Source organism: Streptomyces sp. NPDC051987, from assembly GCF_040680735.1.
GTDB lineage: Bacteria > Actinomycetota > Actinomycetes > Streptomycetales > Streptomycetaceae > Streptomyces.
In genome coordinates this window covers 1-20,433 of record NZ_JBFAXI010000113.1, presented here as the reverse complement: position 1 = coordinate 20,433, position 20,433 = coordinate 1, and the positions used below count along the sequence as shown (strand labels likewise).

Genomic DNA, 20,433 nt, shown 5'->3' with positions numbered 1-20,433 from the left:
ATAGACAAGAACGATAGACAACTGACAAAGAGTCAGTCAGCGGTCGTGGCGGGTGACCTGATGCACAGCGCCGCCCGAGGCCGTCTTACGAGGGCGCGGCCGGGCGGGCTAGGGTGGCGGTGAAGCACACGCGGGAGCCCGGACGCACCGGGCTGAGAGGGAGGCTGGCGGCCTCCGACCGTACGAACCTGATCCGGGTCATGCCGGCGAAGGGAGGGGCTGGACGCCCATGTCCTCACGTACGTCCGACGTCCTCGTCATCGGGGGCGGGATCATCGGCCTGGTCACGGCCTGGCGGGCGGCTCAACGCGGGCTCGCCACCGCCGTGGTCGACCCCGGGCCCGGCGGCGGGGCGGCACAGGTCGCGGCGGGGATGCTGGCCGCGGTCACCGAGCTGCACTACGGCGAGCAGACCCTGCTGGGGCTCAACCTGGCTTCCGCGCGCCGCTATCCCGGCTTCGCCGCCGAGCTGACCGAGCTCACCGGCCATGACCTCGGCTACCGGCGCTGCGGCACCCTCGCGGTCGCGCTGGACGCCGACGACCGGGCCCAGCTGCGCGAGCTGCACGCCCTCCAGCAACAGTCGGGCCTGGAGTCCGAGTGGCTGTCCGGGCGCGAGTGCCGGCGTCTGGAGCCGATGCTCGCGCCGGGCGTGCGCGGCGGGTTGCGGGTGGACGGCGACCACCAGATCGATCCGCGCCGGCTGGCAGGAGCACTGGTGGCCGCGTGCGAGCGGGCCGGGGTGGTGTTCCACCGGGACTGGGCGGAGCGCCTGGAGCTGGTACGGGAGCGGGCGGCCGGTGTCCGCACCCGTGCGGGTGAGGTGCTGGGCGCGGACCAGGTGGTACTCGCCGGCGGCAGCCTGAGCGGGCGGCTGGCGGGCGTGCCGGACGAGGTGCTGCCGCCGGTGCGGCCGGTGAAGGGGCAGGTGCTGCGGCTGACCGTGCCCGCGCGGTACGCGCCGTTCCTCGGCCGGACCGTCCGGGCCGTGGTACGCGGCGGGAACGTCTACCTGGTGCCTCGGGAGAACGGCGAGCTGGTCGTCGGCGCGACCAGCGAGGAGCTGGGCTGGGACACCACGGTCACCGCGGGCGGCGTGTACGAGTTGCTGCGCGACGCGCACGAGCTGGTGCCCGGGATCACCGAGCTGCCGCTGACCGAGACCCGGGCCGGACTGCGCCCCGGCTCCCCTGACAACGCGCCGCTGCTCGGGCCGACCCGCCTGGACGGGCTGCTGCTGGCCACCGGGCACTACCGCAACGGGGTGCTGCTCACGCCGGTCACGGGGGACGTGATGGCGGAGCTGCTGGCCGGCGGCGAGCTGCCGCCGGAGGCCCGTCCGTTCACGCCGCAGCGGTTCGACGCCGTTCCCGCCGGACTCGTGGAGCAGACCGCATGAACGCTGACCGTATGAACGCGGACCGTCCGAATGCAGACCGGCTCCCCGCGGACCGGCTCGACGCAGACCGGCCGAACGCAGAACGGCCGAACGCAGACCGGCTCGACCCAGACCGGCCGAACGCAGAACGGCTGAAGGTCTGCGTCACCGTCTCCGTCAACGGGGAGCGCCGGGAGATCGCTGCGGGCACCGCGCTCGACACCCTCGTGCGGTCGCTCACGGCCGCGCCGTCCGGGGTGGCCGCGGCCGTCAACGAGACCGTCGTGCCGCGCGGGCAGTGGGCGGCGACCGGGCTCGCCGAGGGCGACCGCGTGGAAGTCCTGACCGCCGTGCAGGGGGGCTGAGCGCCGTGGCCGACGATCCCTTCGTCCTCGGGGGTACGACCTTCTCCTCCCGGCTGATCATGGGTACCGGAGGCGCGCCCAGCCTGGAGGTGCTGGAGCGGGCGCTCGTGGCGTCCGGGACCGAGCTGACCACGGTCGCGATGCGGCGGGTTGACCCGGGGGTACGGGGATCCGTGCTGTCGGTGCTCGACCGGCTCGGGATCCGGGTGCTGCCCAACACGGCGGGGTGCCACACCGCCGGGGAGGCCGTGCTGACCGCCCGGCTGGCGCGGGAGGCGCTGGGGACCTCGCTGGTCAAGCTGGAGGTCATCGCCGACGAGCGGACGCTGCTGCCGGACCCGGTCGAGCTGCTTGACGCGGCGGAGACGCTGGTGGACGACGGGTTCACGGTGCTGCCGTACACCAACGACGATCCGGTGCTGGCGCGCAGGCTGGAGGACGTGGGGTGCGCCGCGGTGATGCCGCTCGGGTCGCCGATCGGGTCGGGGCTCGGGATCCGCAACCCGCACAACTTCCAGCTGATCGTCGAGCACGCGCGGGTGCCGGTGATCCTGGACGCGGGGGCCGGTACGGCGTCGGACGCGGCGCTGGCGATGGAGCTGGGGTGTGCCGGGGTGATGCTGGCGTCGGCGGTGACGCGGGCGCGGGATCCCGAGCGGATGGCTTGCGCCATGCGGGCCGGGGTGGAGGCGGGGCGGCTGGCGCGGCTGGCGGGGCGGATTCCGCGCCGGTACCTCGCGGAGGCGTCGTCTCCTGCGGAGGGCCTGGCCGTGCTGGACCTCGAGCGCCCTGCGTTCTGACCGCCGGTCCACTCCCGCCCGCTCTCCCACCCACGCACCACCCGAACCCGTCCGCCGAGAAGCGGGACTCTCCCGCAGGGGCCGAGCGGCGTCGGCGGCTGCGGGAGGGTGGGAGCCAGGGGCCGAACGGCGTCGGCGGCTGCGGGGTGTGGGGGATATGTCAGGTGGGTGTGAAGCGTCACAGGTGCGCTGCAGTCCCCTGGGGTAAGCGGTCTCATCCGTGGGGGTGTCAGCCGGTGCTCGTACACTCGCTGCGTGGATACGACCCTTCAGGACCCCCTCGTCGGGCAGGTGCTCGACGGCCGTTATCGCGTCGACGCGCGGATCGCCGTCGGCGGGATGGCCACGGTGTACCGGGCCCTGGACATCCGGCTGGACCGCGTCCTCGCACTGAAGGTGATGCACCCGGCGCTCGCCGTCGACGCGTCCTTCGTCGAGCGGTTCATCCTGGAGGCCAAGTCGGTCGCCCGGCTGGCCCACCCGAACGTCGTCCAGGTCTTCGACCAGGGGGCCGACCGGTCGTACGTGTACCTCGCCATGGAGTACGTGGCCGGCTGCACCCTGCGTGACGTGCTGCGCGAGCGCGGCGCGCTGCAGCCGCGGGCCGCGCTGGACATCCTGGAGCCGGTGCTGGCCGCGCTGGGCGCCGCGCACCGCGCCGGGTTCGTGCACCGGGACATGAAGCCCGAGAACGTGCTGATAGGGGACGACGGGCGGGTCAAGGTCGCCGACTTCGGGCTGGTGCGGTCCGTGGACTCGGCCACCCGCACCACGGGCGCCGTCCTCGGGACGGTCTCGTATCTCGCGCCCGAGCAGGTCGAGAGCGGGGCCGCCGATCCGCGCGTCGACGTGTACGCGTGCGGTGTCGTGCTCTACGAGATGCTCACCGGGCAGAAGCCGCACGACGCGGACTCGCCCGCGGTGATCCTCTACAAGCATCTGCACGAGGACGTGCCGGCGCCGTCCGCCGTGGTGCCGGGACTGGCCCCCGAACTGGACGAGCTGGTCGCCCTCGGCACCGCGCGCGACCCCGGGGTGCGGCCGTACGACGCGGTCGCGCTGCTCGCCCTGGTGCGTCGGGCGCGCGGTGCGCTCGGTGCCGAGCAGCTGGACGCCGTACCGCCGCAGGCGCTGGCCGAGGCGCATGACAGCGGCGAGGACCGGACCAGTGTCATACCCCGGTCGCTCACCGTGCCCCGGCCGCTGCCGGTGCACGAGGAGGACGAGGGGGTGCTGCGGACCAGCAGGTTCGAGGCGCCGCCCGTCCCCGAGCGGCGGCGCGGGGGCCGCCGGTCGCGGCGCGGGCTGGTGACGCTCGTCGTCACCGTGCTGATCGTCCTCGGCGCGGGAGCCGGCGTCTGGTACATCAACTCCGGGCAGTTCACGAAGGTGCCGCCGCTGCTGTCGAAGACCGAGGCCCAGGCCACCGCGCGGCTGAAGCAGGCCGGGCTCGACGTCGGATCGGTCGAGCACGCCTACAGCGACACCGTGAAGCGGGGCGCGGTGATCAGCACCGACCCGGCGGCCGGCGCGCGGATCCGCAGCAACGACTCGGTGGCGCTCACCATCTCCGACGGCCCCGAGACGGTGAACGTGCCGGACGTGCAGGGCCGGACGCTGGCCAGGGCCAGGCTGCTGCTGACCGCCGACGGCCTCGCGCCGGGCATGGTGACCCGTGAGTTCAGCGAGGACGTGCCCAGGGGGTCCGTCATCTCGACCGACCCGGGGGCCGGTGCCAAGCGGCACGCGGGGACCGCGATCGCGCTCGTCGTCAGCAAGGGCGCCGCGGTCGACGTCCCGGACGTCACCGGCGAGGACCTGGACGAGGCCCGGCAGGACCTTCAGGATGCCGGGCTGAAGGTGACGGTCTCCGCCACCGAGATCAACTCCGAGTACGACCAGGGACAGGTCGCCCGGCAGACCCCGGCGGGCGACGCGCAGGCCGCCGAGGGCGACACGGTGACGCTCACCCTGTCCCAGGGCCCGGAGCTGGTCGAGGTGCCGAACGTGGTGGGGGCCGACGTCGACGCCGCGACCAAGCTGCTGGAGCGGTCCGGTTTCCAGGTCAAGGAGGACCGCGGGCTCCTCGGGCTGTTCGGCGACACCGTGCGGAAGCAGTCGGTGGACGCCGGGGAGCAGGCCCCCAAGGGGTCGACGATCACCATCACCATCCGGTGACGGGGCGCGGGCCGCGCCGTGACACCCTTGACGGGTGAAGAGTCAGCAGTCGGGTCCCGCCCGCAACCCCGTCGGCGGCCATGTCCCGGTGGCCGGTGGCCTGCACTCCGTGGGGCTGTCGTACGCCCGTGAGCTGCGGGCCGAGGCCGTGCAGGTCTTCGTCGCCAACCCGCGCGGCTGGGCCACCCCGGCGGGCAGCCCCAAGCAGGACGAGGCGTTCCGCGCGGCCTGCGCGGAAGGGTCGATCCCGGCGTACGTGCACGCCCCCTATCTGATCAACTTCGGCTCGCACACCGAGGCGACCGTGGAGAGGTCGGTGGAGTCGCTGCGGCACTCGCTGCGGCGCGGCCGGGAGATCGGGGCGCTCGGCGTGGTCGTGCACACCGGGAGCGCGACCGGCGGCCGGGCCCGCGACGTGGCGCTGAAGCAGGTGCGCACCCGCCTGCTGCCGCTCCTCGACGAGCTGACCCACGACGACGACCCGTTCCTGCTCCTGGAGTCCACCGCCGGACAGGGCGCCTCGCTCTGCTCGCGGACCTGGGACTTCGGCCCGTACTTCGAGGCGCTGGACGCCCATCCGAAGCTGGGCGTCTGCCTGGACACCTGCCACGTGTTCGCCGCCGGGCACGACCTGACCGGGCCGACCGGGATGCACCGGACCCTCGACCTGCTGGTGTCGACCGTCGGTGAGGGGCGGTTGCGGCTGATCCACGCCAATGACTCGAAGGACGTGGTCGGCGCGCACAAGGACCGGCACGAGAACATCGGGGCCGGGCACATCGGCGAGGACGCGTTCCGGGCCCTGATGACCCATCCGGCGACCGCGGGCGTGCCGCTGGTCATCGAGACGCCCGGTGGCAAGGAGGGGCACGCGGCGGACGTCGAGCGCCTCAAGCGGCTCCGGGACGGCTGACCGCTCGCCGGCTCAGAGTTCCGGGCCGTCGCCTGGTTCCTCCTGATAGGAGTAGCGCTGCTCCCGCCAGGGGTCGCCGATGTTGTGGTAGCCGCGCTCCTCCCAGAACCCGCGCCGGTCGGCGGTCATGTACTCGACGCCGCGGACCCACTTGGGGCCTTTCCAGGCGTACAGGTGGGGCACGACGAGACGGACCGGGAAACCGTGCTCGGCGGTGAGGAGTTCGCCGTCCTTGTGGGTGGCGAAGACGGTGCGCTCGGCGGCGAAGTCGGCGAGGCGCAGGTTGGAGCAGAAGCCGTACTCGGCCCAGACCATCACGTGGGTGACCTCGGGGGCGGGCGGCGCGAGCTCCAGGACGGTCCGGGCCGGGATCCCGCCCCACTCCGCGCCGAGCATGCTGAACTTCGTCACGCAGTGCAGATCGGCGACCACGGTGGAGTACGGCAGGGCCGTGAACTGCTCGTGGTTCCAGACGGGCGTGCCCCCGTCGGCGGTGGCGCCGAAGACCCGGAACTCCCAGCGCTCGGGCCGGAACCTGGGCACCGGGCCGTAGTGGGTGACCGGCCAGCCGCGCTGCAACCGCTGCCCCGGCGGAAGCCCGGCTCCCGCGGTTTCCCGAGACGCGTGCTCCACCGGATGACCCATGCCTTACATCCTGACAGACCACGAGCGGTGCACCTGACCAGGCAGACCATGCAGACCACCCAGAGATCGACAAAACGCCCAGACATCGCCAGATGGTTGATTGCTTACTAAGTCCTCACTTACTGGACGATCTTCTGTGCCGGTGCCATCATGCGCCGCAGACGTCCCACCCGTCCGGTACGGAACCCACGCGGAAGGAGCCTCTGCGATGCAGGGCGACCCCGAGGTCATCGAATTCCTCAACGAGCAGCTCACCGGCGAGCTCACCGCGATCAACCAGTACTTCCTGCACGCGAAGATGCAGGAGAACTTCGGCTGGTACAAGCTCGCGAAGTACACCCGGCACGAGTCGTTCGACGAGATGAAGCACGCCGAGGTGCTCACCGACCGGATCCTGTTCCTGGAGGGGCTGCCCAACTACCAGCGGCTGTTCCACGTCCGTGTCGGGCAGACCGTGCGGGAGATGTTCGAGGCCGACCGGCAGATCGAGGTGGAGGCGATCGACCGCCTCAAGCGCGGGATCAAGGTGATGCGCGACAAGGGTGACATCACGTCCGCGAACATCTTCGAGGACATCCTCGCCGACGAGGAGCACCACATCGACTACCTCGACACGCAGCTGGAGCTGCTGGAGAAGCTCGGTGAGGCGCTCTACCTCGCACAGCTCATCGAGCAGCCCGAAAGCAGCTGAACGCGGCTGAAAGCAAAGGGGGAACGAACGCAGCCGGGAAGCGGCTAGGCGGTCCGCGGGAGGGACCGGGGCAGGTCGTAGGCCGCCTGCGGGGCCGTCGCGGCCGGCCGGGCGGTTCCGCGCGCCCCGTCGGGGCGCTCGCCGGGCAGCGCCGCCAGGACGGCGCCCCGGCCGAGAATCGCCTGGATGCGTCGGACGCACGAACCGCAGTCCGTGCCCGCCTTGCAGGCGGAGGCGATCTGGCGGGGGGTGCAGGAGCCGTCCGCCGCGTGCTGCTTGACCTGGGCTTCGGTGATGCCGAAGCAGCTGCAGACGTACACGCGGTTCACCTCCCGACAGGATGGGTCACTTCACTGCCATCCCGTTTTCCGGTGAGGCAAACCTAACCTTACCCATCCCGCGACAGCCGCGAAAGTGCGCGGGGCACGGATCCGGTGTGATCCGCGCCCCAGAGCACCACCGGGAGCCCTACTGGTCCCGGTACATCTCCGCGACCAGGAAGGCCAGGTCGAGGGACTGGCTGCGGTTCAGCCGCGGGTCGCAGGCCGTCTCGTAGCGCTGGTGCAGGTCGTCGACGAAGATCTCGTCGCCGCCGCCCACGCACTCGGTGACGTCGTCACCGGTGAGCTCCACGTGGATGCCGCCCGGGTGGGTCCCGAGGGTCTTGTGGACCTCGAAGAAGCCCTTGACCTCGTCGAGCACGTCGTCGAAGCGCCGGGTCTTGTGGCCCGAGGCCGCCTCGAAGGTGTTGCCGTGCATCGGGTCGGTCACCCAGGCCACCGTGGCGCCCGAGGCGGTGACCTTCTCGACCAGCTCGGGGAGCTTGTCACGGACCTTGTCCGCGCCCATCCGGACGACGAAGGTCAGCCGGCCCGGCTCGCGGTCCGGGTCGAGGCGGTCGATGTACCTCAGCGCGTCCTCGGCGGTCGTCGTCGGGCCGAGCTTGAGACCGATCGGGTTGCGGATCTTCGAGGCGAACTCGATGTGCGCCCCGTCCAGCTGCCGGGTGCGCTCACCGATCCACACCATGTGCGCCGAGACGTCGTACAGCTTGCCGGTGCGCGAGTCGACCCTGGTCAGGGCGGACTCGTAGTCCAGCAGCAGCGCCTCGTGCGAGGAGAAGAACTCGACCGTCTTGAACTCCTCCGGCTCCGCGCCGCAGGCCCGCATGAAGTTCAGCGCGTTGTCGATCTCGCGGGCGAGCTGCTCGTAGCGCTGGCCGGACGGGGAGGACTTGACGAAGTCCTGGTTCCAGGCGTGCACCTGGCGCAGGTCCGCGTAACCGCCGGTGGTGAAGGCACGCACCAGGTTCAGCGTGGACGCGGACGCGTGGTACATCCGCTTCAGCCGCTCGGGGTCCGGGATGCGGGCCGCCTCGTTGAAGTCGAAGCCATTGACGGAGTCGCCGCGGTAGGTCGGCAGCGTCACGCCGTCGCGGGTCTCGGTCGGCTTGGAGCGCGGCTTGCTGTACTGGCCGGCGATCCGCCCCACCTTCACCACGGGCACCGACGCCGCGTACGTCAGCACGGCACCCATCTGGAGGAGGGTCTTGAGCTTGTTGCGGATGTGGTCGGCGGACACCGCGTCGAAGGCCTCGGCGCAGTCGCCGCCCTGGAGGAGGAACGCCTCTCCCTTGGCGACGGCCGCCATCCGGGCGCGCAGCTGGTCGCACTCGCCCGCGAAGACGAGCGGCGGATACGACTCCAGCTCCGCGACGACTGCGCGCAGAGCCTCGGGGTCGGGGTACTCGGGCTGCTGCGCCGCGGGCAGGTCTCGCCAGGTGTTGCCAGCGCCGAGGCTGGTCTTAGCGTTCACTGTCACCTCGTAAACATTACGGGGTCGTGTCGCCATGTTTTCCTCCAGCTCGACTGGTGAGACGCAGCGATTGTCCCGTGGACAGGGCGGGCGGTGCGGTAGGGTTTGCCGCATGTTCGCGCATCCGACTCAGAACTGGTGGTGGACCGCTTCTCCGGCGGCCCACTGACTGCGCGTACGCAAGACTTCGCGAAGGCCGCCCGGAGGGGCGGCCTTCGGCGTTTCCGGGGCCGTTCCTCTCCCGCCAGTCCCGCCTGTCCCATCCGACACAGGACCGCAGAGGAACCATGAACCTGAACCAGCTGCTCCACGACGACCGCCCCTTCGCCCTGCTCCGCCGGCGCACCCCCGGCCACGACGAGGGCCTGGTGGAACTCCTGCTCGGCCCGGTCTCCGCGCACGACCGGCTCGCCGACCTGCCGGAGGAGGGGCTCGCCCTGATCCCGTTCCGGCAGATCCGGGAACGCGGCTTCGACGTGCGGGACGACGGGACGCCGCTGCTGGTCCTGACCCCGACGGTGGTGTGTCGCATTCCGCTGGACGAGGCCCTGGCCACCCTCCCCGCCCACGACGTCCGCGTCGAGGCCGGCGCCTTCGACGTCGACGACGACGCGTACGCGCGGATCGTCGGCCGGGTGCTGGACGAGGAGATCGGCGGGGGCGAGGGCGCGAACTTCGTGATCCGCCGTACGTACCAGGGCGAGATCCCGGGCTTCGGGCGCGCCGATGCGCTGGCCCTGTTCCGGCGGCTCCTGGAGGGCGAGCGGGGCGCGTACTGGACGTTCGTCGTGCACACCGGGGACCGGACGCTGGTCGGGGCGAGCCCCGAGGTGCACGTGCGGATGTCCGGCGGCACGGTGGTGATGAACCCGATCAGCGGCACGTACCGCTATCCCGCCGAGGGCCCCACCCCCGAGCACCTGCTCGGCTTCCTCGCCGACGGCAAGGAGATCGAGGAGCTGTCGATGGTCGTCGACGAGGAGCTCAAGATGATGTGCACGGTGGGCGACATGGGCGGGGTGGTCGTCGGCCCGCGGCTGAAGGAGATGGCCCACCTCGCGCACACCGAGTACGAGCTGCGCGGCCGGTCCTCGCTGGACGTGCGGGAGGTCCTGAGGGAGACCATGTTCGCGGCGACCGTCACGGGGTCCCCGGTGCAGAACGCCTGCCGGGTGATCGAGCGGCACGAGGTCGGCGGGCGGGGCTACTACGCCGGGGCGCTGGCTCTGCTCGGCCGGGACGCCGGCGGCGCCCAGACCCTGGACTCCCCCATCCTGATCCGTACCGCCGACATCGACGCGGACGGCCGTCTGCGGGTCCCCGTCGGCGCCACGCTGGTGCGCGGCTCCGATCCGGCGGGTGAGGTCGCGGAGACGCATGCCAAGGCGGCGGGCGTGCTGGCGGCGCTCGGGGTGCGGCCGTCCCGCCCGCGGTCCGAGGCGACGGGGCCCCGGCTGGCGGACGACCCCCGGGTGCGGGCCGCGCTGGACGGGCGGCGGGCGGCGCTGGCGCCGTTCTGGCTGCGGATGCAGGAGCGGACGGAGGAGCTGGCCGGGCACGCGCTCGTGGTGGACGGCGAGGACACGTTCACGGCGATGCTCGCGCATGTGCTGCGGGCCGGCGGCCTCGACGTCACCGTCCGGCGGTACGACGAGCCCGGGCTGCGGGAGGCGGTGCTCGCGCACGAGGGGCCGGTGGTGCTCGGCCCGGGGCCCGGTGACCCGTCCGACCTGGGCGATCCGAAGATGCGGTTCCTGCGGGAGCTCACGGCGACCGTGATCCGGGAGCACCGGCACGGGGTGCTGGGCGTCTGCCTCGGGCACGAGCTGATCGCGGCGGAGCTGGGGCTGGACATCGTCCGCAAGGAGGTCCCCTACCAGGGGGCGCAGACGACGGTGGACCTGTTCGGGCGCCCGGAGACGGTCGGCTTCTACAACAGCTTCGTGGCCCGCTGCGACGAGGAGACGGCGCGGGAGCTGGCGGCGCACGGGGTGGAGGTGAGCCGGGCGGCGAACGGGGAGGTGCACGCGGTGCGGGTGCCACGTCGTGCCGGAGGCACGCCGAAAAACGCGGTCACCGGGGTGCAGTTCCATCCCGAGTCGGTGCTCACGTTGAACGGGGCGGCGATCGTGCGGGAGCTGGTGGGGCAGTTGCGCGGTACGGGAACAGTTCGGGCTTGAGCGCCCCTTGGACATCTCGCCGCAGCCGTTGCGTCAGAGCTCGGCCCCGTCGGACGCCTCTGCGCGCCGTCACGGTCACCGTGACGGCGCGCGGCCGAGGAGAGGCGGCCGGCGGCCGTCAGCCGAAGAACACCCCGACCTCCTGGTACAGCTTCAGGTCGACGGTCTTCAGCTTGGCCGTGGCCTCCGCGATCGGTACCCGGACGATGTCGGTGCCGCGCAGCGCGACCATCTTGCCGAAGTCGCCGTCGCGCACGGCGTCGACCGCGTGCAGGCCGAAGCGGGTGGCCAGCCAGCGGTCGAAGGCGCTGGGGGTGCCGCCGCGCTGGATGTGCCCGAGGACGGTGGTCCGGGCCTCCTTGCCGGTGCGCTTCTCGATCTCCTTGGCCAGCCACTCGCCGACCCCGGAGAGCCGGACGTGCCCGAAGGAGTCGAGGGACTCGTCCTTGAGGACGACGTCCCCGTCCTTCGGCATGGCGCCCTCGGCGACGACCACGATCGGGGCGTAGGACGCCTTGAAGCGGGAGGTGACCCAGGCGCACACCTGGTCGACGTCGAAGCGCTGCTCCGGGATGAGGATGACGTTGGCGCCGCCGGCGAGGCCGGAGTGGATGGCGATCCAGCCGGCGTGCCGGCCCATCACCTCGCAGACCAGGACCCGCATGTGGGACTCGGCGGTGGTGTGCAGCCGGTCGATGGCCTCGGTGGCGATGCCGACCGCGGTGTCGAAGCCGAAGGTGTAGTCGGTCGCGGAGAGGTCGTTGTCGATGGTCTTCGGCACGCCGACGACGGGTACGCCGTACTCGTCGGTGAGGCGGGCGGCGACGCCGAGGGTGTCCTCGCCGCCGATCGCGATCAGCGCGTCGACCTCCAGTTTGGCGAGGTTGTCCTTGATCCGGCGGATGCCGTTCTCCTGCTTGAGCGGATTGGTGCGCGAGGAGCCGAGGATGGTGCCGCCACGGGGCAGGATGCCGCGGACGGCGGGGATGTCGAGACGGACGGTGTCGCCTTCGAGGGGACCGCGCCAGCCGTCCCGGAAGCCGACGAAGTCATAGCCGTACTCCTGCACGCCCTTGCGGACGACGCCGCGGATGACGGCGTTGAGCCCGGGGCAGTCGCCGCCTCCGGTCAGTACTCCGACCCGCATGGAAATGTCCCTTCGCCGCGGTTGCCTGGTGGGACTCACGCTAATGGTGATCCAGCTCACACAGGGATGCCCGCGGAAGGGCAATTCCGGTGAATTGTCGGGCGGTTGGTTTACGCGCCACCCGAAGATCAGATCAGATCAGTCGTCGTCGAGGCCCGCCTCTATCGCGTAGCGCACCAGTTCCACCCGGTTGTGCAGCTGGAGCTTGCCGAGGGTGTTCTGCACGTGGTTCTGGACCGTGCGGTGCGAGATGACCAGGCGCTCGGCGATCTGCTTGTAGCTCAGCCCCTTGGCGACCAGGCGCAGCACCTCGGTCTCGCGGTCGGTGAGCCGGGGCGCGTCGGGCCGGCCGGCGTCCGCGGCCGGGGCGGGCTCGGCGGCCAGCCGGCGGTACTCGCCGAGGACCAGCCCGGCCAGGCCCGGCGTGAACACCGGGTCGCCGACGGCGGTACGGCGGACCGCGTCGAGGAGTTCCTCGGTCGAGGCGGACTTGAGCAGGTAGCCGGTGGCGCCGGACTTGACCGCCTCCAGGACGTCGGCGTGCTCACCGCTCGCGGAGAGGACCAGAACGCGCAACGCCGGGTTGTGGCCGACCAGTTCCCGGCAGACCTGGACGCCCGGCTTGGCCGGCAGATTGAGGTCCAGGACCAGGACGTCGGGCGCGGCGGCCTTGGCCCGGCGCACCGCCTGGTCGCCGTCCCCGGCGGTGGCGACCACCTCGAACCCGGACTCGGTCAGGTCCCGGGCGACCGCGTCCCGCCACATCGGGTGGTCGTCGACCACCATGACCTTGATGCTCATCGCCGCTCCGCCTTCCCCGGGGAGACCTTCGGTACCTTCAGCTCTACTTCCGTGCCCTGTCCCGGAGTCGAGAACAGCTCGGCGCTGCCGCCGAGGTCGCGCAGCCGCCCCCGGATCGACTGGGCCACCCCGAGCCGCCCCTCCCCCTCGGCCTGGGCGAGCCGCCCGTCCGGAATGCCGGGGCCGTCGTCCCGTACCGTCACCACGACCTCGGCGGGCTCGTCCTCGACCAGGATCCAGGCCCGCGCCCCGTCCCCCGCGTGCCTGCGCACATTGTCCAGGGCCGCGCCGACGGCGGCGGCCAACTCCCGTGCGGCGCCCGGCGGCAGGACCACCGGCGCGCCGGGCTCGGCGAGGCTGACCCGGGATCCGGCGTACGGTGCGAGCAGGGTGCGCAGGTCGACCGGGCCGCTGTCGTCCGGTTCCTCGACGAGGCGGACGACCGCGCCCTGAGCCCCGTCCGACGAGACCCGCGAAGGGGGCACCAGGCCGCCGGAGACCAGCGTCCGCAGGGCCACCTCCTGCTCTCCGGCCAGCCGGCCCAGCTCCCCCGCCTCGCCGCCGAGGACCGCGCCGCGGCGCTGCACCATGGCGAGCACCTGGAGCACGCTGTCGTGGATGTCCCGGGCGAGCCGCTCGCGCTCCCGGGTGGCCGCCTCGATCTCCAGGGCGCGGGCGAGCGTGCGTTCGGAGGCGCGGGCGACCTCGACGACGTACCCGATGGCGATGGAGGCGACCCAGACCAGGATCACGTTGTGGACGGTGTCACGGGCCGGCTGGCCCCGCTCGACCAGGTTGGCGGCGGCGACCGGGGTGGAGGCGAACGCGGCCCACCGCCAGCCGCCCTTGAGGGCGTAGGCGAGGACCGAGCCGGCGGTCCATATCGACGGCAGAGTCGGGCCGCCGTGGTCGATGTGGCCCTGGGTGACCACCCAGGGCGTCAGCACGATGCCGGTGAGCGCGACGGCGAGGTCGACGGCGAGGAAGCGCCTGGTGCAGGCCGCCGCGCTCTGCACGCGGGGCAGGGTCGCCAGGGTCCAGACGGTCAGGACGGCGTAGTAGCCGATGGCGACGCCCGCGCGGTCGTAGTCGTCGTAGGCCGAGACGAACAGGCCGATCGCGTACAGCAGGGTCAGCACGCGATAGCCGGTGAGGGCACGCCACAGGGGCTGCTCGACCGACATCCGTACGACGCGTTCCCGCCTGCTCATGCCCCCCCCGATCCCCGGCCGCCCCCCGGCCGCCGGTCTCCCCCAGCCGCCGGTCTAGGACTCGCCGGCCTTCTTCTCGGCCTTCGCCGCGTCTTTCTCCGCCTTGGCGGCCTCCGCGATCTGCCGCTTGGCGGCCGTCGCGTAGATGTCCACGTACTCCTGGCCGGAGAGCTTCATGATCTCGTACATGACCTCGTCGGTCACCGCGCGCAGCACGAACCGGTCGTGTTCCATGCCCTGGTAGCGGCTGAAGTCCAGCGGCTTGCCGATCCGGATGCCCGGCCGCATCAGCTTGGGCATCACCTGCCCCGGCGGCTGGATCTTCTCCGTGTCGATCATCGCGACCGGGATGACCGGGGCGCCGGTGGCGAGCGCCACGCGCGCGAGGCCGCCGGGCTTGCCCCGGTAGAGGCGGCCGTCGGGCGAGCGGGTGCCCTCGGGGTAGATGCCGAACAGCTCGCCGCGCTCCAGCACCTCTATGCCGCTGCGCACGGCGGCCTCGCCGGCGCCGCGCGCGCCGGAGCGGTCCACCGGGAGCTGGCCGACGCCCTTGAAGAAGGCGGCCGTGAGGCGGCCCTTCACCCCGGGCGTGGTGAAGTACTCGGCCTTCGCGATGAAGGTGACCTTGCGGTCCAGCACCGCGGGCAGGAAGAACGAGTCCGAGAAGGACAGGTGATTACTCGCCAGGATCGCCGGGCCCTCGGCCGGGACGTTCTCCAGGCCCTCCACCCAGGGCCTGAAGGTGACCTTCAGCGGTCCCCCGATAGCGACCTTCATCGCGCCGTACAACAACCGAGTGCCTCCTGTTTCCGTCGATCAGACCTTAACCCGGAGCGCCGGGAATGAGCCCGACGACCCTGGTCGGTGTCAGTGCCGTCGCGTACCGTGAAGCACAACTGGAGTCGTCGTGCGTGCCTTGTTCAGTTCCGCCCCCTCTCACGAATTGGAGCCCGAAGGTGCCGGTTCTCCCCGGAGCCGAGCCGTTCCGCCATGCCGGCGGGGAGGTCGGCGTCCTCCTCTGCCACGGTTTCACCGGCTCGCCCCAGTCGCTGCGCCCCTGGGCGGAGCACCATGCGGCACACGGCCTGACCGTCTCCGTGCCACTGCTGCCCGGCCACGGCACCCGCTGGGAGGACATGCAGGTCACCGGCTGGCAGGACTGGTACGCGGAGGTGGACCGCGAGCTGCGGCTGCTGCGCGAGCGCTGCTCCCGGGTCTTCGTGGCCGGCCTGTCGATGGGCGGCGCGCTGGCCCTGCGGCTGGCCGCGCGGAACGGCACGGGTGTGGAGGGCGTGGTGATCGTCAACCCGGCGAACAAGGTGCACGGCCTGTCGGCGTACGCCCTTCCGGTGGCCCGGCACCTCGTGCGCACGACGAAGGGCATCGCCAGCGACATCGCCAAGCCGGGCGCCGCGGAGACGGGGTACGACCGGGTGCCGCTGCACAGCGCGCACTCGCTGCGCACCTTCCTCCGCCAGGTGGACAGGGAGCTGCCGCAGGTGACCCAGCCGCTGCTGCTCCTGCGCAGCACCCAGGACCACGTGGTGCCGGCGGTCGATTCGGCCCGCATCCTGAGCCGGGTGTCGTCCACGGACGTAACGGAGATCGTGCTGGAACAGAGTTACCACGTGGCGACGTTGGACCATGACGCGGACCGGATCTTCGAGGAGAGCCTCGCCTTCATCGGCCGGCTCGCACCCAGTGTCGGCAAGGAAGGGACGGCCGCAGTTGGCTGAGCACGACTCCGACCGCGGGGACCGCGAGCCGGACGAGAAGGGGGTGCCCTTCGACGAGGAGGCCGCCTGGGCGGCGATCGTCGCGGGGTACGGCGAGGAACCGCCGGACCCGCCGGGCACGACGCCCTTCAAGCCGGTGCGGGACCTCGCGCTGCCGGCGATGGAGGAGGACGAGACCGACCCGGCCGCAGAGGCCGCCGGGACCACCGCGGGGACGGTGGAGGAGCAGCGGCCCGTGCGCCCGCTGGGCAGTTCCGTCTCCTTCGCGCCCGGCGTGGGCGGCCCGCGTGACTACACGGCGCCGGAGCCGTCCGAGGACGACTTCGACGAGGACGACGAGGGGCACTTCGTGCCCCCCGAGCCGCCGCCGCTGCCGGATGCCGACACCACGGCCAAGTTCGCCTGGCTGGGCGTGGTGGGCGGCCCGGTGCTGCTGCTGCTCGCGGTGGTGCTGGGCTGGGACATGACCTGGTGGCTGGCGACGCTGGGCATCGGCGGCTTCCTCGGCGGGTTCGTGACGCTGGTGACCCGCATGAAGACCGACGACGACGAGGACGGCGACCCCGGGCGGGGCGCCGTCGTCTGACCGGCCCGGGGGTGGACAGCCCCTAGGAGTCGACGGGGACCCTGAAGGCGGCCGGCACGGGCAGATGATCCGTGGCCGCCCTCAGGGCAGTACCTCCTGACGCCCCCCTCGCACTGCTCGGCCCCCGGGGGCCTCACAGGCTTCGGACGGCTGCGCCGGACTCCGTCCGTCGGTTCTGGTTCAGCTCGCGGGCAGCCGAAGGGCGGCCAGCACGGGTAGATGATCCGTGGCCGCCCTCAGGTCTGCTTCGGTGACGCCCGGCTGATCGACGGGGACGCCGCAGCCGAGTACCTCGATGCCCTTCGTCGCGAAGATCGCGTCGATGCGCTGGTGCGGGTCGGTGGACCAGGAGGTGAACTCGCCGCCCCAGGGAGCCGCGGTACGGCAGTCCTGGTAGGCCTCGGCCAGGCGGCGGAAGGTGCGGCCGTCGGGGCGGTCGTTGAGGTCGCCGCCGACGACGGCGTGCTCGACGCCCAGGCCGGCGACCCGGTCGAGGAGCATGCCGCCCTGCTCGTAGCGCTCGTCCTGCTGGAGGCTGAGGTGGAAGCTGGTCACGCCGAGGCGGGCGCCGCCGAACCGGACGACGGCGGTCGCGAGGCCGCGGCGGTGCAGACCGGGGGTGAGGGGCAGCAGGACGTCCTCGGTGCGCTCGACGGTGGCGCGCAGGTCGCAGAGGATCGCCGGGCCGGCCGCGGTGCCGCCCCCGGTGAGGATCACCAGGTCCGAGGCCGAGGCCAGGCGGGCGAGCTTCTTGCGCCAGCGGAAGAAGCGGGGGGCTTCCTGGATCAGCACCAGGTCGGGGGCGCAGGCCCTGATGACACGGGCGAGGGCGTCGGTGTCGTCCCGCATGGAGCGGATGTTGTAGCTCAGGACCCGGATGACGGCGGAACCGTCGGGCTCTGTGTGGGACTTGGGGAGCGACGCCATGTGGATCAATGTACGCCCAATGGCTCGGGGCGCGAGGTGGGTGCGCGACTGCCGGTTCGTAGTGGCTGGTCGCGCAGTTCCCCGCGCCCCTTGGGGTTGCAGTTGCCGCGCCTCAGGAGGTCCGGGGCATCACATGATCGGGTCGGGCTCTCTCGCCAGGTCGGCGGCGCCCACCAGGCCCGCCTCGTTGCCCAGCTGGGCCGCGATGACGTCGGCCACCGGGCGCCAGTTGCCGCCTACCAGCCAGCGCTTGTAGGACTTGCGGATCGGGTCGAGGACCAGTTCGCCCTCGTCCGAGAGGCCGCCGCCGACGATGAACGCGGAGGGGTCGAAGAGGGAGGCCAGGTCGGCGAGGCCGGCGCCGGCCCAGCGGGCGAGCTCGCGGTAGGAGTCGACGGCGACCGGGTCGCCCTGGCGGGCGGCCATGGAGATGTGCTTGCCCTCGATGCCGTCGGGGGTGCCGTCACCGAGGCCCAGCAGGATCTCGGCGTGCTCCGGGGTGGCGTTGGCACGCTGCTTGGCGTACCTGACCAGGGCGCGACCGGAGGCGTACTGCTCCCAGCAGCCCTGCGAGCCGCAGCCGCACAGCAGCCCGTCCGGCACCATCCGGATGTGCCCGAACTCGGCGGCCACGCCGAAGTGCCCGCGGCGCAGCTTGTTGCCGATGATGATGCCGCCGCCGAGGCCGGTGCCGAGGGTGATGCAGATGACGTTGCGGTGGCCCTTGCCGGCACCGAACTTGTACTCGCCCCAGGCGGCGGCGTTGGCGTCGTTCTCCACCACCACGGGGAGGCCGACGCGGGCCTCGACCTCGTCCTTCAACGGCTCCTGGCGCCAGTCGATGTTGGGCGCGAAGTAGACCGTGGAGCGCTGCCGGTTGACGTAACCGGCGGCTCCGATGCCCACGCCGACGATCTCGTGCCCGACGCGGGCGCCCTCTACGGCGGAAGCAATGGCGTCCACGATGCCCTCGGGCGTGCCCGGGGTCGGCACCTTGTGGGTCGAGAGGATGTTGCCTTCCTCATCGACCACGCCGGCCGCGATCTTCGTGCCGCCGATGTCGACGCCGATGGTGAGTCCCATGAATCCCTCAGTTTCGGTCGAGCCCCGCTACGGCCAACCGTACCCGAGAGGGCTTTCAGTCGAGATCGATGCGTTCGCCGGGGCCGGTGTCGTCGCCCTTGTCGGGGGCGCCGGAGGTCCAGCGGGTCTCCTGGGCCTGGACCGCGGAGCGGTACGCGGCGAGGAGTTCGCTGCCGGCCGCGGCCAGGTGGTCGAAGACGTCCGGGTTGCGCTCTATGACGGGCTCGACGGCGTTCTTCGCCTGCTGGACGACCTGCCGGACCACCTGCTGGGCGGCGGGTCCGGCGACCGCCCCGAGCAGCGGGGCCTGGATGCCGGAGAGCTTGTCGGCGACGGCGTCGACGAGTCTGCGCAGCTCCTCGGCGGCCGACCCGGGGGGCGGGCCGTACTGGGCGCGGCGGCGGGCCTTCTCGGCCTCCAGGTCCTCGGCGCAGGCGGTGGCCCAGGCGTCGTCGTCCGTCGCCCGTACCTCGTCCGCGGCCTCGGAGGCGTCAGCTGTGGGTCGCTCTTCGCTCATGACGGACTCCTGACTACGGTTCGCCTCTACGACGTTACCCGAACGGGCGTACCGGTTTCACCGTCAGCGCGGCCAGAGCGCCGGGTCCGGCGCGAAGCGCAGCCGCAGCTCGCCGTCGCGCAGGGCGGCCCCGGCGACGGTGCAGCGGCGCAGGACCGACGGCAGGGCGACGATCCGGCGGAAGCCGCCGACGGTGATGACGACCTCGTCGCCGCGCCGGACGAGGTCGAGGTCGTCCCGTATCGCGCCGGGCAGCGGAATGTGCCAGACGAGGACGCCGTCCTCCTCGATCCGGTCGGCGACGGGCCACTCGACCGGGGCGGGCGTGGTGTTGACGCCGGGCACGGCGAGCGCGGCGAGGTCGTCGGTGCCGCGCGGGTCGTGGCCGAGGTGGGCGACGGGGGTGACGTCGTACGTCTCCCCCCACTCCGCGAGGGCCTTGCGCTGCTGGGCGACGAGGGCGTGCAGCGGGGTGGCCTCGGGCAGCACGCGGTTGGCGACGAGGGTCCCGGCGGGCAGGCCGCGCAGGGCGAGGCCGAGGCGGGCGGTGCGGACGGCGTCGGCGCCGGCCGGGCCGGGTTCGGCGACCAGGCGCACGGTGGTGCGGCGGTCGGCGAGGACGGCCTCCACGGCGGCCAGCTCGGTGTCCCAGCGGTCCGCGGTCTCGTAGAGCCAGTCGGCGGGCATCGGGACGCCGGCGAGGCGGCCGAGGACGGGGCGCAGGGCGCGGGCCGCCTGCCGCTCGGGCGGGAGCAGGCGGCGCAGATACCTGCGGAGCTCCTCGGGGAGGGAGAGCAGGGCGAGCGCCTGGGGGGCGGGCGGCAGGTCCACGACCAGCAGCTCGTACCGCTCGGAGAGGGCGGCGTCGCGCAGGGCGCGCAGGAAGGAGAGTTCCTCGGCGCCGGGGAGGGGGGTGAGCTCCTCGGCGTCCAGGCGGGAGGCGCCGAGGAGGTCGAGGACGTTCGCGGCGCGGGTCTGGAAGGCGGTGAGGTCCTCGCGAAAGCGGGCGGCGGCGTCGGGGCGCCAGGCGGTGAGGGCGGGGGTGAGGCGGGTGGGCTCCGGTCCTGTCGCGGCGCCCAGGGCGGCGCCGAGGGTGTCCGTGCGGTCGGCGCTCAGGACGAGGGTGGGGGTGCCGGCGGCCGCGGCGCGCAGGGCGGTGGCGGCGGCGACGGTGGTACGGCCGCTGCCGCCGGGGCCGGTGATCAGGATGGTGCGCATGAGGGTGAACCGTAACGGAAGCGGGCCTCACTTGATCGGCACCCGGCGCTGGGGGGCGGGGGTGGGGACGCTTACCGGCGCTTGCCGGGCGCGCCGCCCGCGCCCACCCGTGCCGCCCCAGCGGCACGACTGCCCGCGGCTGAGAAGCAGCGGCACCGCCCGCGGCTGGGGAGACGCGGCGGCTGCAGCGCCCCGTCAGGGGCGCTGGGGGTACCCCCGGCCGAAGGCTGGGGGAGGAACTG

The 20,433-nt window shown here is 72.5% G+C and carries 21 protein-coding genes and 1 riboswitch; of the genes, 10 read left to right on the top strand and 11 right to left on the bottom strand.

Translation table 11 applies throughout. The features are described 5' to 3' along the window. The first annotated feature begins 120 nt into the window (after nucleotides 1–120). Nucleotides 121–232, top strand: a riboswitch (TPP riboswitch). The 5 genes from thiO to AB0M11_RS36295 all read left to right on the top strand — a co-directional run bounded on the left by thiO (nucleotide 230) and on the right by AB0M11_RS36295 (nucleotide 5,634). Further along, nucleotides 230–1,399: a glycine oxidase ThiO gene (thiO, locus tag AB0M11_RS36315; RefSeq protein ID WP_365712444.1), complete on the top strand. Its 1,170-nt coding sequence runs from the start codon at nucleotides 230–232 to the stop codon at nucleotides 1,397–1,399. It overlaps the preceding riboswitch by 3 nt. A 131-nt stretch (nucleotides 1,400–1,530) precedes the next feature. Continuing rightward, on the top strand, nucleotides 1,531–1,743 hold the full coding sequence (gene thiS, locus AB0M11_RS36310) for a sulfur carrier protein ThiS (RefSeq protein ID WP_365712451.1): 213 nt from the start codon (nucleotides 1,531–1,533) through the stop codon (nucleotides 1,741–1,743). A gap of 5 nt (nucleotides 1,744–1,748) precedes the next feature. After that, nucleotides 1,749–2,543, top strand: a complete 795-nt coding sequence (locus tag AB0M11_RS36305; protein WP_365712443.1) for a thiazole synthase — start codon at nucleotides 1,749–1,751, stop codon at nucleotides 2,541–2,543. A gap of 255 nt (nucleotides 2,544–2,798) precedes the next feature. After that, nucleotides 2,799–4,721, top strand: a complete 1,923-nt coding sequence (gene pknB / locus AB0M11_RS36300) for a Stk1 family PASTA domain-containing Ser/Thr kinase (RefSeq protein ID WP_365712442.1) — start codon at nucleotides 2,799–2,801, stop codon at nucleotides 4,719–4,721. A 34-nt stretch (nucleotides 4,722–4,755) separates the two neighbouring features. Continuing rightward, a complete protein-coding gene (locus tag AB0M11_RS36295; RefSeq protein ID WP_365712441.1) occupies nucleotides 4,756–5,634 on the top strand; it encodes a deoxyribonuclease IV in 879 nt (292 codons plus the stop codon). Nucleotides 5,635–5,646: 12 nt separating this feature from the next. On the opposite strand, the gene AB0M11_RS36290 is transcribed toward AB0M11_RS36295, so the two are convergent. Beyond that, nucleotides 5,647–6,279, bottom strand: coding sequence for a sulfite oxidase-like oxidoreductase (locus tag AB0M11_RS36290; RefSeq protein ID WP_365712440.1), 633 nt, complete (start codon nucleotides 6,277–6,279; stop codon nucleotides 5,647–5,649). Between the two features lie 208 nt (nucleotides 6,280–6,487). On the opposite strand from AB0M11_RS36290, the gene bfr reads away from it, so the two are divergent. Continuing rightward, entirely contained in the window at nucleotides 6,488–6,970 is a 483-nt protein-coding gene (gene bfr, locus AB0M11_RS36285) for a bacterioferritin (protein ID WP_365712439.1), read from the top strand. A gap of 44 nt (nucleotides 6,971–7,014) precedes the next feature. Here bfr and AB0M11_RS36280 read toward each other — a convergent pair whose 3' ends face one another. Next, on the bottom strand, nucleotides 7,015–7,299 hold the full coding sequence (locus tag AB0M11_RS36280) for a (2Fe-2S)-binding protein (protein WP_365712438.1): 285 nt from the start codon (nucleotides 7,297–7,299) through the stop codon (nucleotides 7,015–7,017). A 139-nt stretch (nucleotides 7,300–7,438) separates the two neighbouring features. Then, complete coding sequence (locus tag AB0M11_RS36275; protein ID WP_365712437.1) at nucleotides 7,439–8,791, bottom strand: class II 3-deoxy-7-phosphoheptulonate synthase; 1,353 nt, start codon at nucleotides 8,789–8,791, stop codon at nucleotides 7,439–7,441. A 28-nt stretch (nucleotides 8,792–8,819) separates the two neighbouring features. On the opposite strand from AB0M11_RS36275, the gene AB0M11_RS36270 reads away from it, so the two are divergent. Together AB0M11_RS36270 and AB0M11_RS36265 are read left to right on the top strand one after the other, a co-directional pair. Beyond that, nucleotides 8,820–8,954, top strand: a complete 135-nt coding sequence (locus tag AB0M11_RS36270; protein ID WP_365712436.1) for a trp operon leader peptide — start codon at nucleotides 8,820–8,822, stop codon at nucleotides 8,952–8,954. Nucleotides 8,955–9,072: 118 nt separating this feature from the next. Next, a complete protein-coding gene (locus AB0M11_RS36265) occupies nucleotides 9,073–10,965 on the top strand; it encodes an anthranilate synthase family protein (protein WP_365712435.1) in 1,893 nt (630 codons plus the stop codon). Between the two features lie 118 nt (nucleotides 10,966–11,083). On the opposite strand, the gene AB0M11_RS36260 is transcribed toward AB0M11_RS36265, so the two are convergent. From AB0M11_RS36260 to AB0M11_RS36245, 4 genes are all read right to left on the bottom strand, one after another. Next, nucleotides 11,084–12,112 (bottom strand): 6-phosphofructokinase, encoded by a 1,029-nt coding sequence (locus tag AB0M11_RS36260; RefSeq protein WP_365712434.1) that lies wholly within the window; start codon nucleotides 12,110–12,112, stop codon nucleotides 11,084–11,086. 138 nt (nucleotides 12,113–12,250) lie between these two features. Beyond that, on the bottom strand, nucleotides 12,251–12,913 hold the full coding sequence (locus AB0M11_RS36255; RefSeq protein ID WP_365712433.1) for a response regulator transcription factor: 663 nt from the start codon (nucleotides 12,911–12,913) through the stop codon (nucleotides 12,251–12,253). After that, entirely contained in the window at nucleotides 12,910–14,124 is a 1,215-nt protein-coding gene (locus AB0M11_RS36250) for a DUF5931 domain-containing protein (protein ID WP_365712432.1), read from the bottom strand. Before AB0M11_RS36250 ends, AB0M11_RS36255 begins: the two co-directional genes overlap by 4 nt. Before the next feature lie 54 nt (nucleotides 14,125–14,178). Then, a complete protein-coding gene (locus AB0M11_RS36245; RefSeq protein WP_365712430.1) occupies nucleotides 14,179–14,901 on the bottom strand; it encodes a lysophospholipid acyltransferase family protein in 723 nt (240 codons plus the stop codon). Nucleotides 14,902–15,080: 179 nt separating this feature from the next. Here AB0M11_RS36245 and AB0M11_RS36240 point away from each other — a divergent pair, with 179 nt between their 5' ends. After that, a complete protein-coding gene (locus AB0M11_RS36240; protein WP_365712429.1) occupies nucleotides 15,081–15,860 on the top strand; it encodes an alpha/beta fold hydrolase in 780 nt (259 codons plus the stop codon). Beyond that, nucleotides 15,853–16,446: a hypothetical protein gene (locus AB0M11_RS36235; RefSeq protein WP_365712428.1), complete on the top strand. Its 594-nt coding sequence runs from the start codon at nucleotides 15,853–15,855 to the stop codon at nucleotides 16,444–16,446. Before AB0M11_RS36240 ends, AB0M11_RS36235 begins: the two co-directional genes overlap by 8 nt. A gap of 180 nt (nucleotides 16,447–16,626) precedes the next feature. Here AB0M11_RS36235 and AB0M11_RS36230 read toward each other — a convergent pair whose 3' ends face one another. The 4 genes from AB0M11_RS36230 to AB0M11_RS36215 all read right to left on the bottom strand — a co-directional run bounded on the left by AB0M11_RS36230 (nucleotide 16,627) and on the right by AB0M11_RS36215 (nucleotide 20,191). Beyond that, nucleotides 16,627–17,373 carry an endonuclease/exonuclease/phosphatase family protein gene (locus tag AB0M11_RS36230; protein ID WP_365712426.1) on the bottom strand — a complete coding sequence of 249 codons (747 nt, stop codon included), beginning with the start codon at nucleotides 17,371–17,373 and terminating at the stop codon, nucleotides 16,627–16,629. A 129-nt stretch (nucleotides 17,374–17,502) separates the two neighbouring features. After that, a complete protein-coding gene (locus tag AB0M11_RS36225; RefSeq protein WP_365712425.1) occupies nucleotides 17,503–18,456 on the bottom strand; it encodes an ROK family glucokinase in 954 nt (317 codons plus the stop codon). Between the two features lie 55 nt (nucleotides 18,457–18,511). Beyond that, nucleotides 18,512–18,973: a DUF5304 domain-containing protein gene (locus AB0M11_RS36220; RefSeq protein WP_365712424.1), complete on the bottom strand. Its 462-nt coding sequence runs from the start codon at nucleotides 18,971–18,973 to the stop codon at nucleotides 18,512–18,514. Nucleotides 18,974–19,036: 63 nt separating this feature from the next. After that, entirely contained in the window at nucleotides 19,037–20,191 is a 1,155-nt protein-coding gene (locus AB0M11_RS36215; protein WP_365712423.1) for an ArsA-related P-loop ATPase, read from the bottom strand. Nucleotides 20,192–20,433 lie beyond the last annotated feature (242 nt).

Coding starts and splice junctions, on each gene's coding strand:
- AB0M11_RS36250 (WP_365712432.1), bottom strand. CDS start 14,124: ATGAGCAGGCGGGAACGCGTCGTACGGATGTCGGTCGAGCAGCCCCTG.
- AB0M11_RS36260 (WP_365712434.1), bottom strand. CDS start 12,112: ATGCGGGTCGGAGTACTGACCGGAGGCGGCGACTGCCCCGGGCTCAAC.
- AB0M11_RS36215 (WP_365712423.1), bottom strand. CDS start 20,191: ATGCGCACCATCCTGATCACCGGCCCCGGCGGCAGCGGCCGTACCACC.
- AB0M11_RS36225 (WP_365712425.1), bottom strand. CDS start 18,456: ATGGGACTCACCATCGGCGTCGACATCGGCGGCACGAAGATCGCGGCC.
- AB0M11_RS36220 (WP_365712424.1), bottom strand. CDS start 18,973: ATGAGCGAAGAGCGACCCACAGCTGACGCCTCCGAGGCCGCGGACGAG.
- bfr (WP_365712439.1), top strand. CDS start 6,488: ATGCAGGGCGACCCCGAGGTCATCGAATTCCTCAACGAGCAGCTCACC.
- AB0M11_RS36230 (WP_365712426.1), bottom strand. CDS start 17,373: ATGGCGTCGCTCCCCAAGTCCCACACAGAGCCCGACGGTTCCGCCGTC.
- thiO (WP_365712444.1), top strand. CDS start 230: ATGTCCTCACGTACGTCCGACGTCCTCGTCATCGGGGGCGGGATCATC.
- AB0M11_RS36245 (WP_365712430.1), bottom strand. CDS start 14,901: ATGAAGGTCGCTATCGGGGGACCGCTGAAGGTCACCTTCAGGCCCTGG.
- AB0M11_RS36255 (WP_365712433.1), bottom strand. CDS start 12,913: ATGAGCATCAAGGTCATGGTGGTCGACGACCACCCGATGTGGCGGGAC.
- AB0M11_RS36270 (WP_365712436.1), top strand. CDS start 8,820: ATGTTTTCCTCCAGCTCGACTGGTGAGACGCAGCGATTGTCCCGTGGA.
- AB0M11_RS36290 (WP_365712440.1), bottom strand. CDS start 6,279: ATGGGTCATCCGGTGGAGCACGCGTCTCGGGAAACCGCGGGAGCCGGG.
- AB0M11_RS36265 (WP_365712435.1), top strand. CDS start 9,073: ATGAACCTGAACCAGCTGCTCCACGACGACCGCCCCTTCGCCCTGCTC.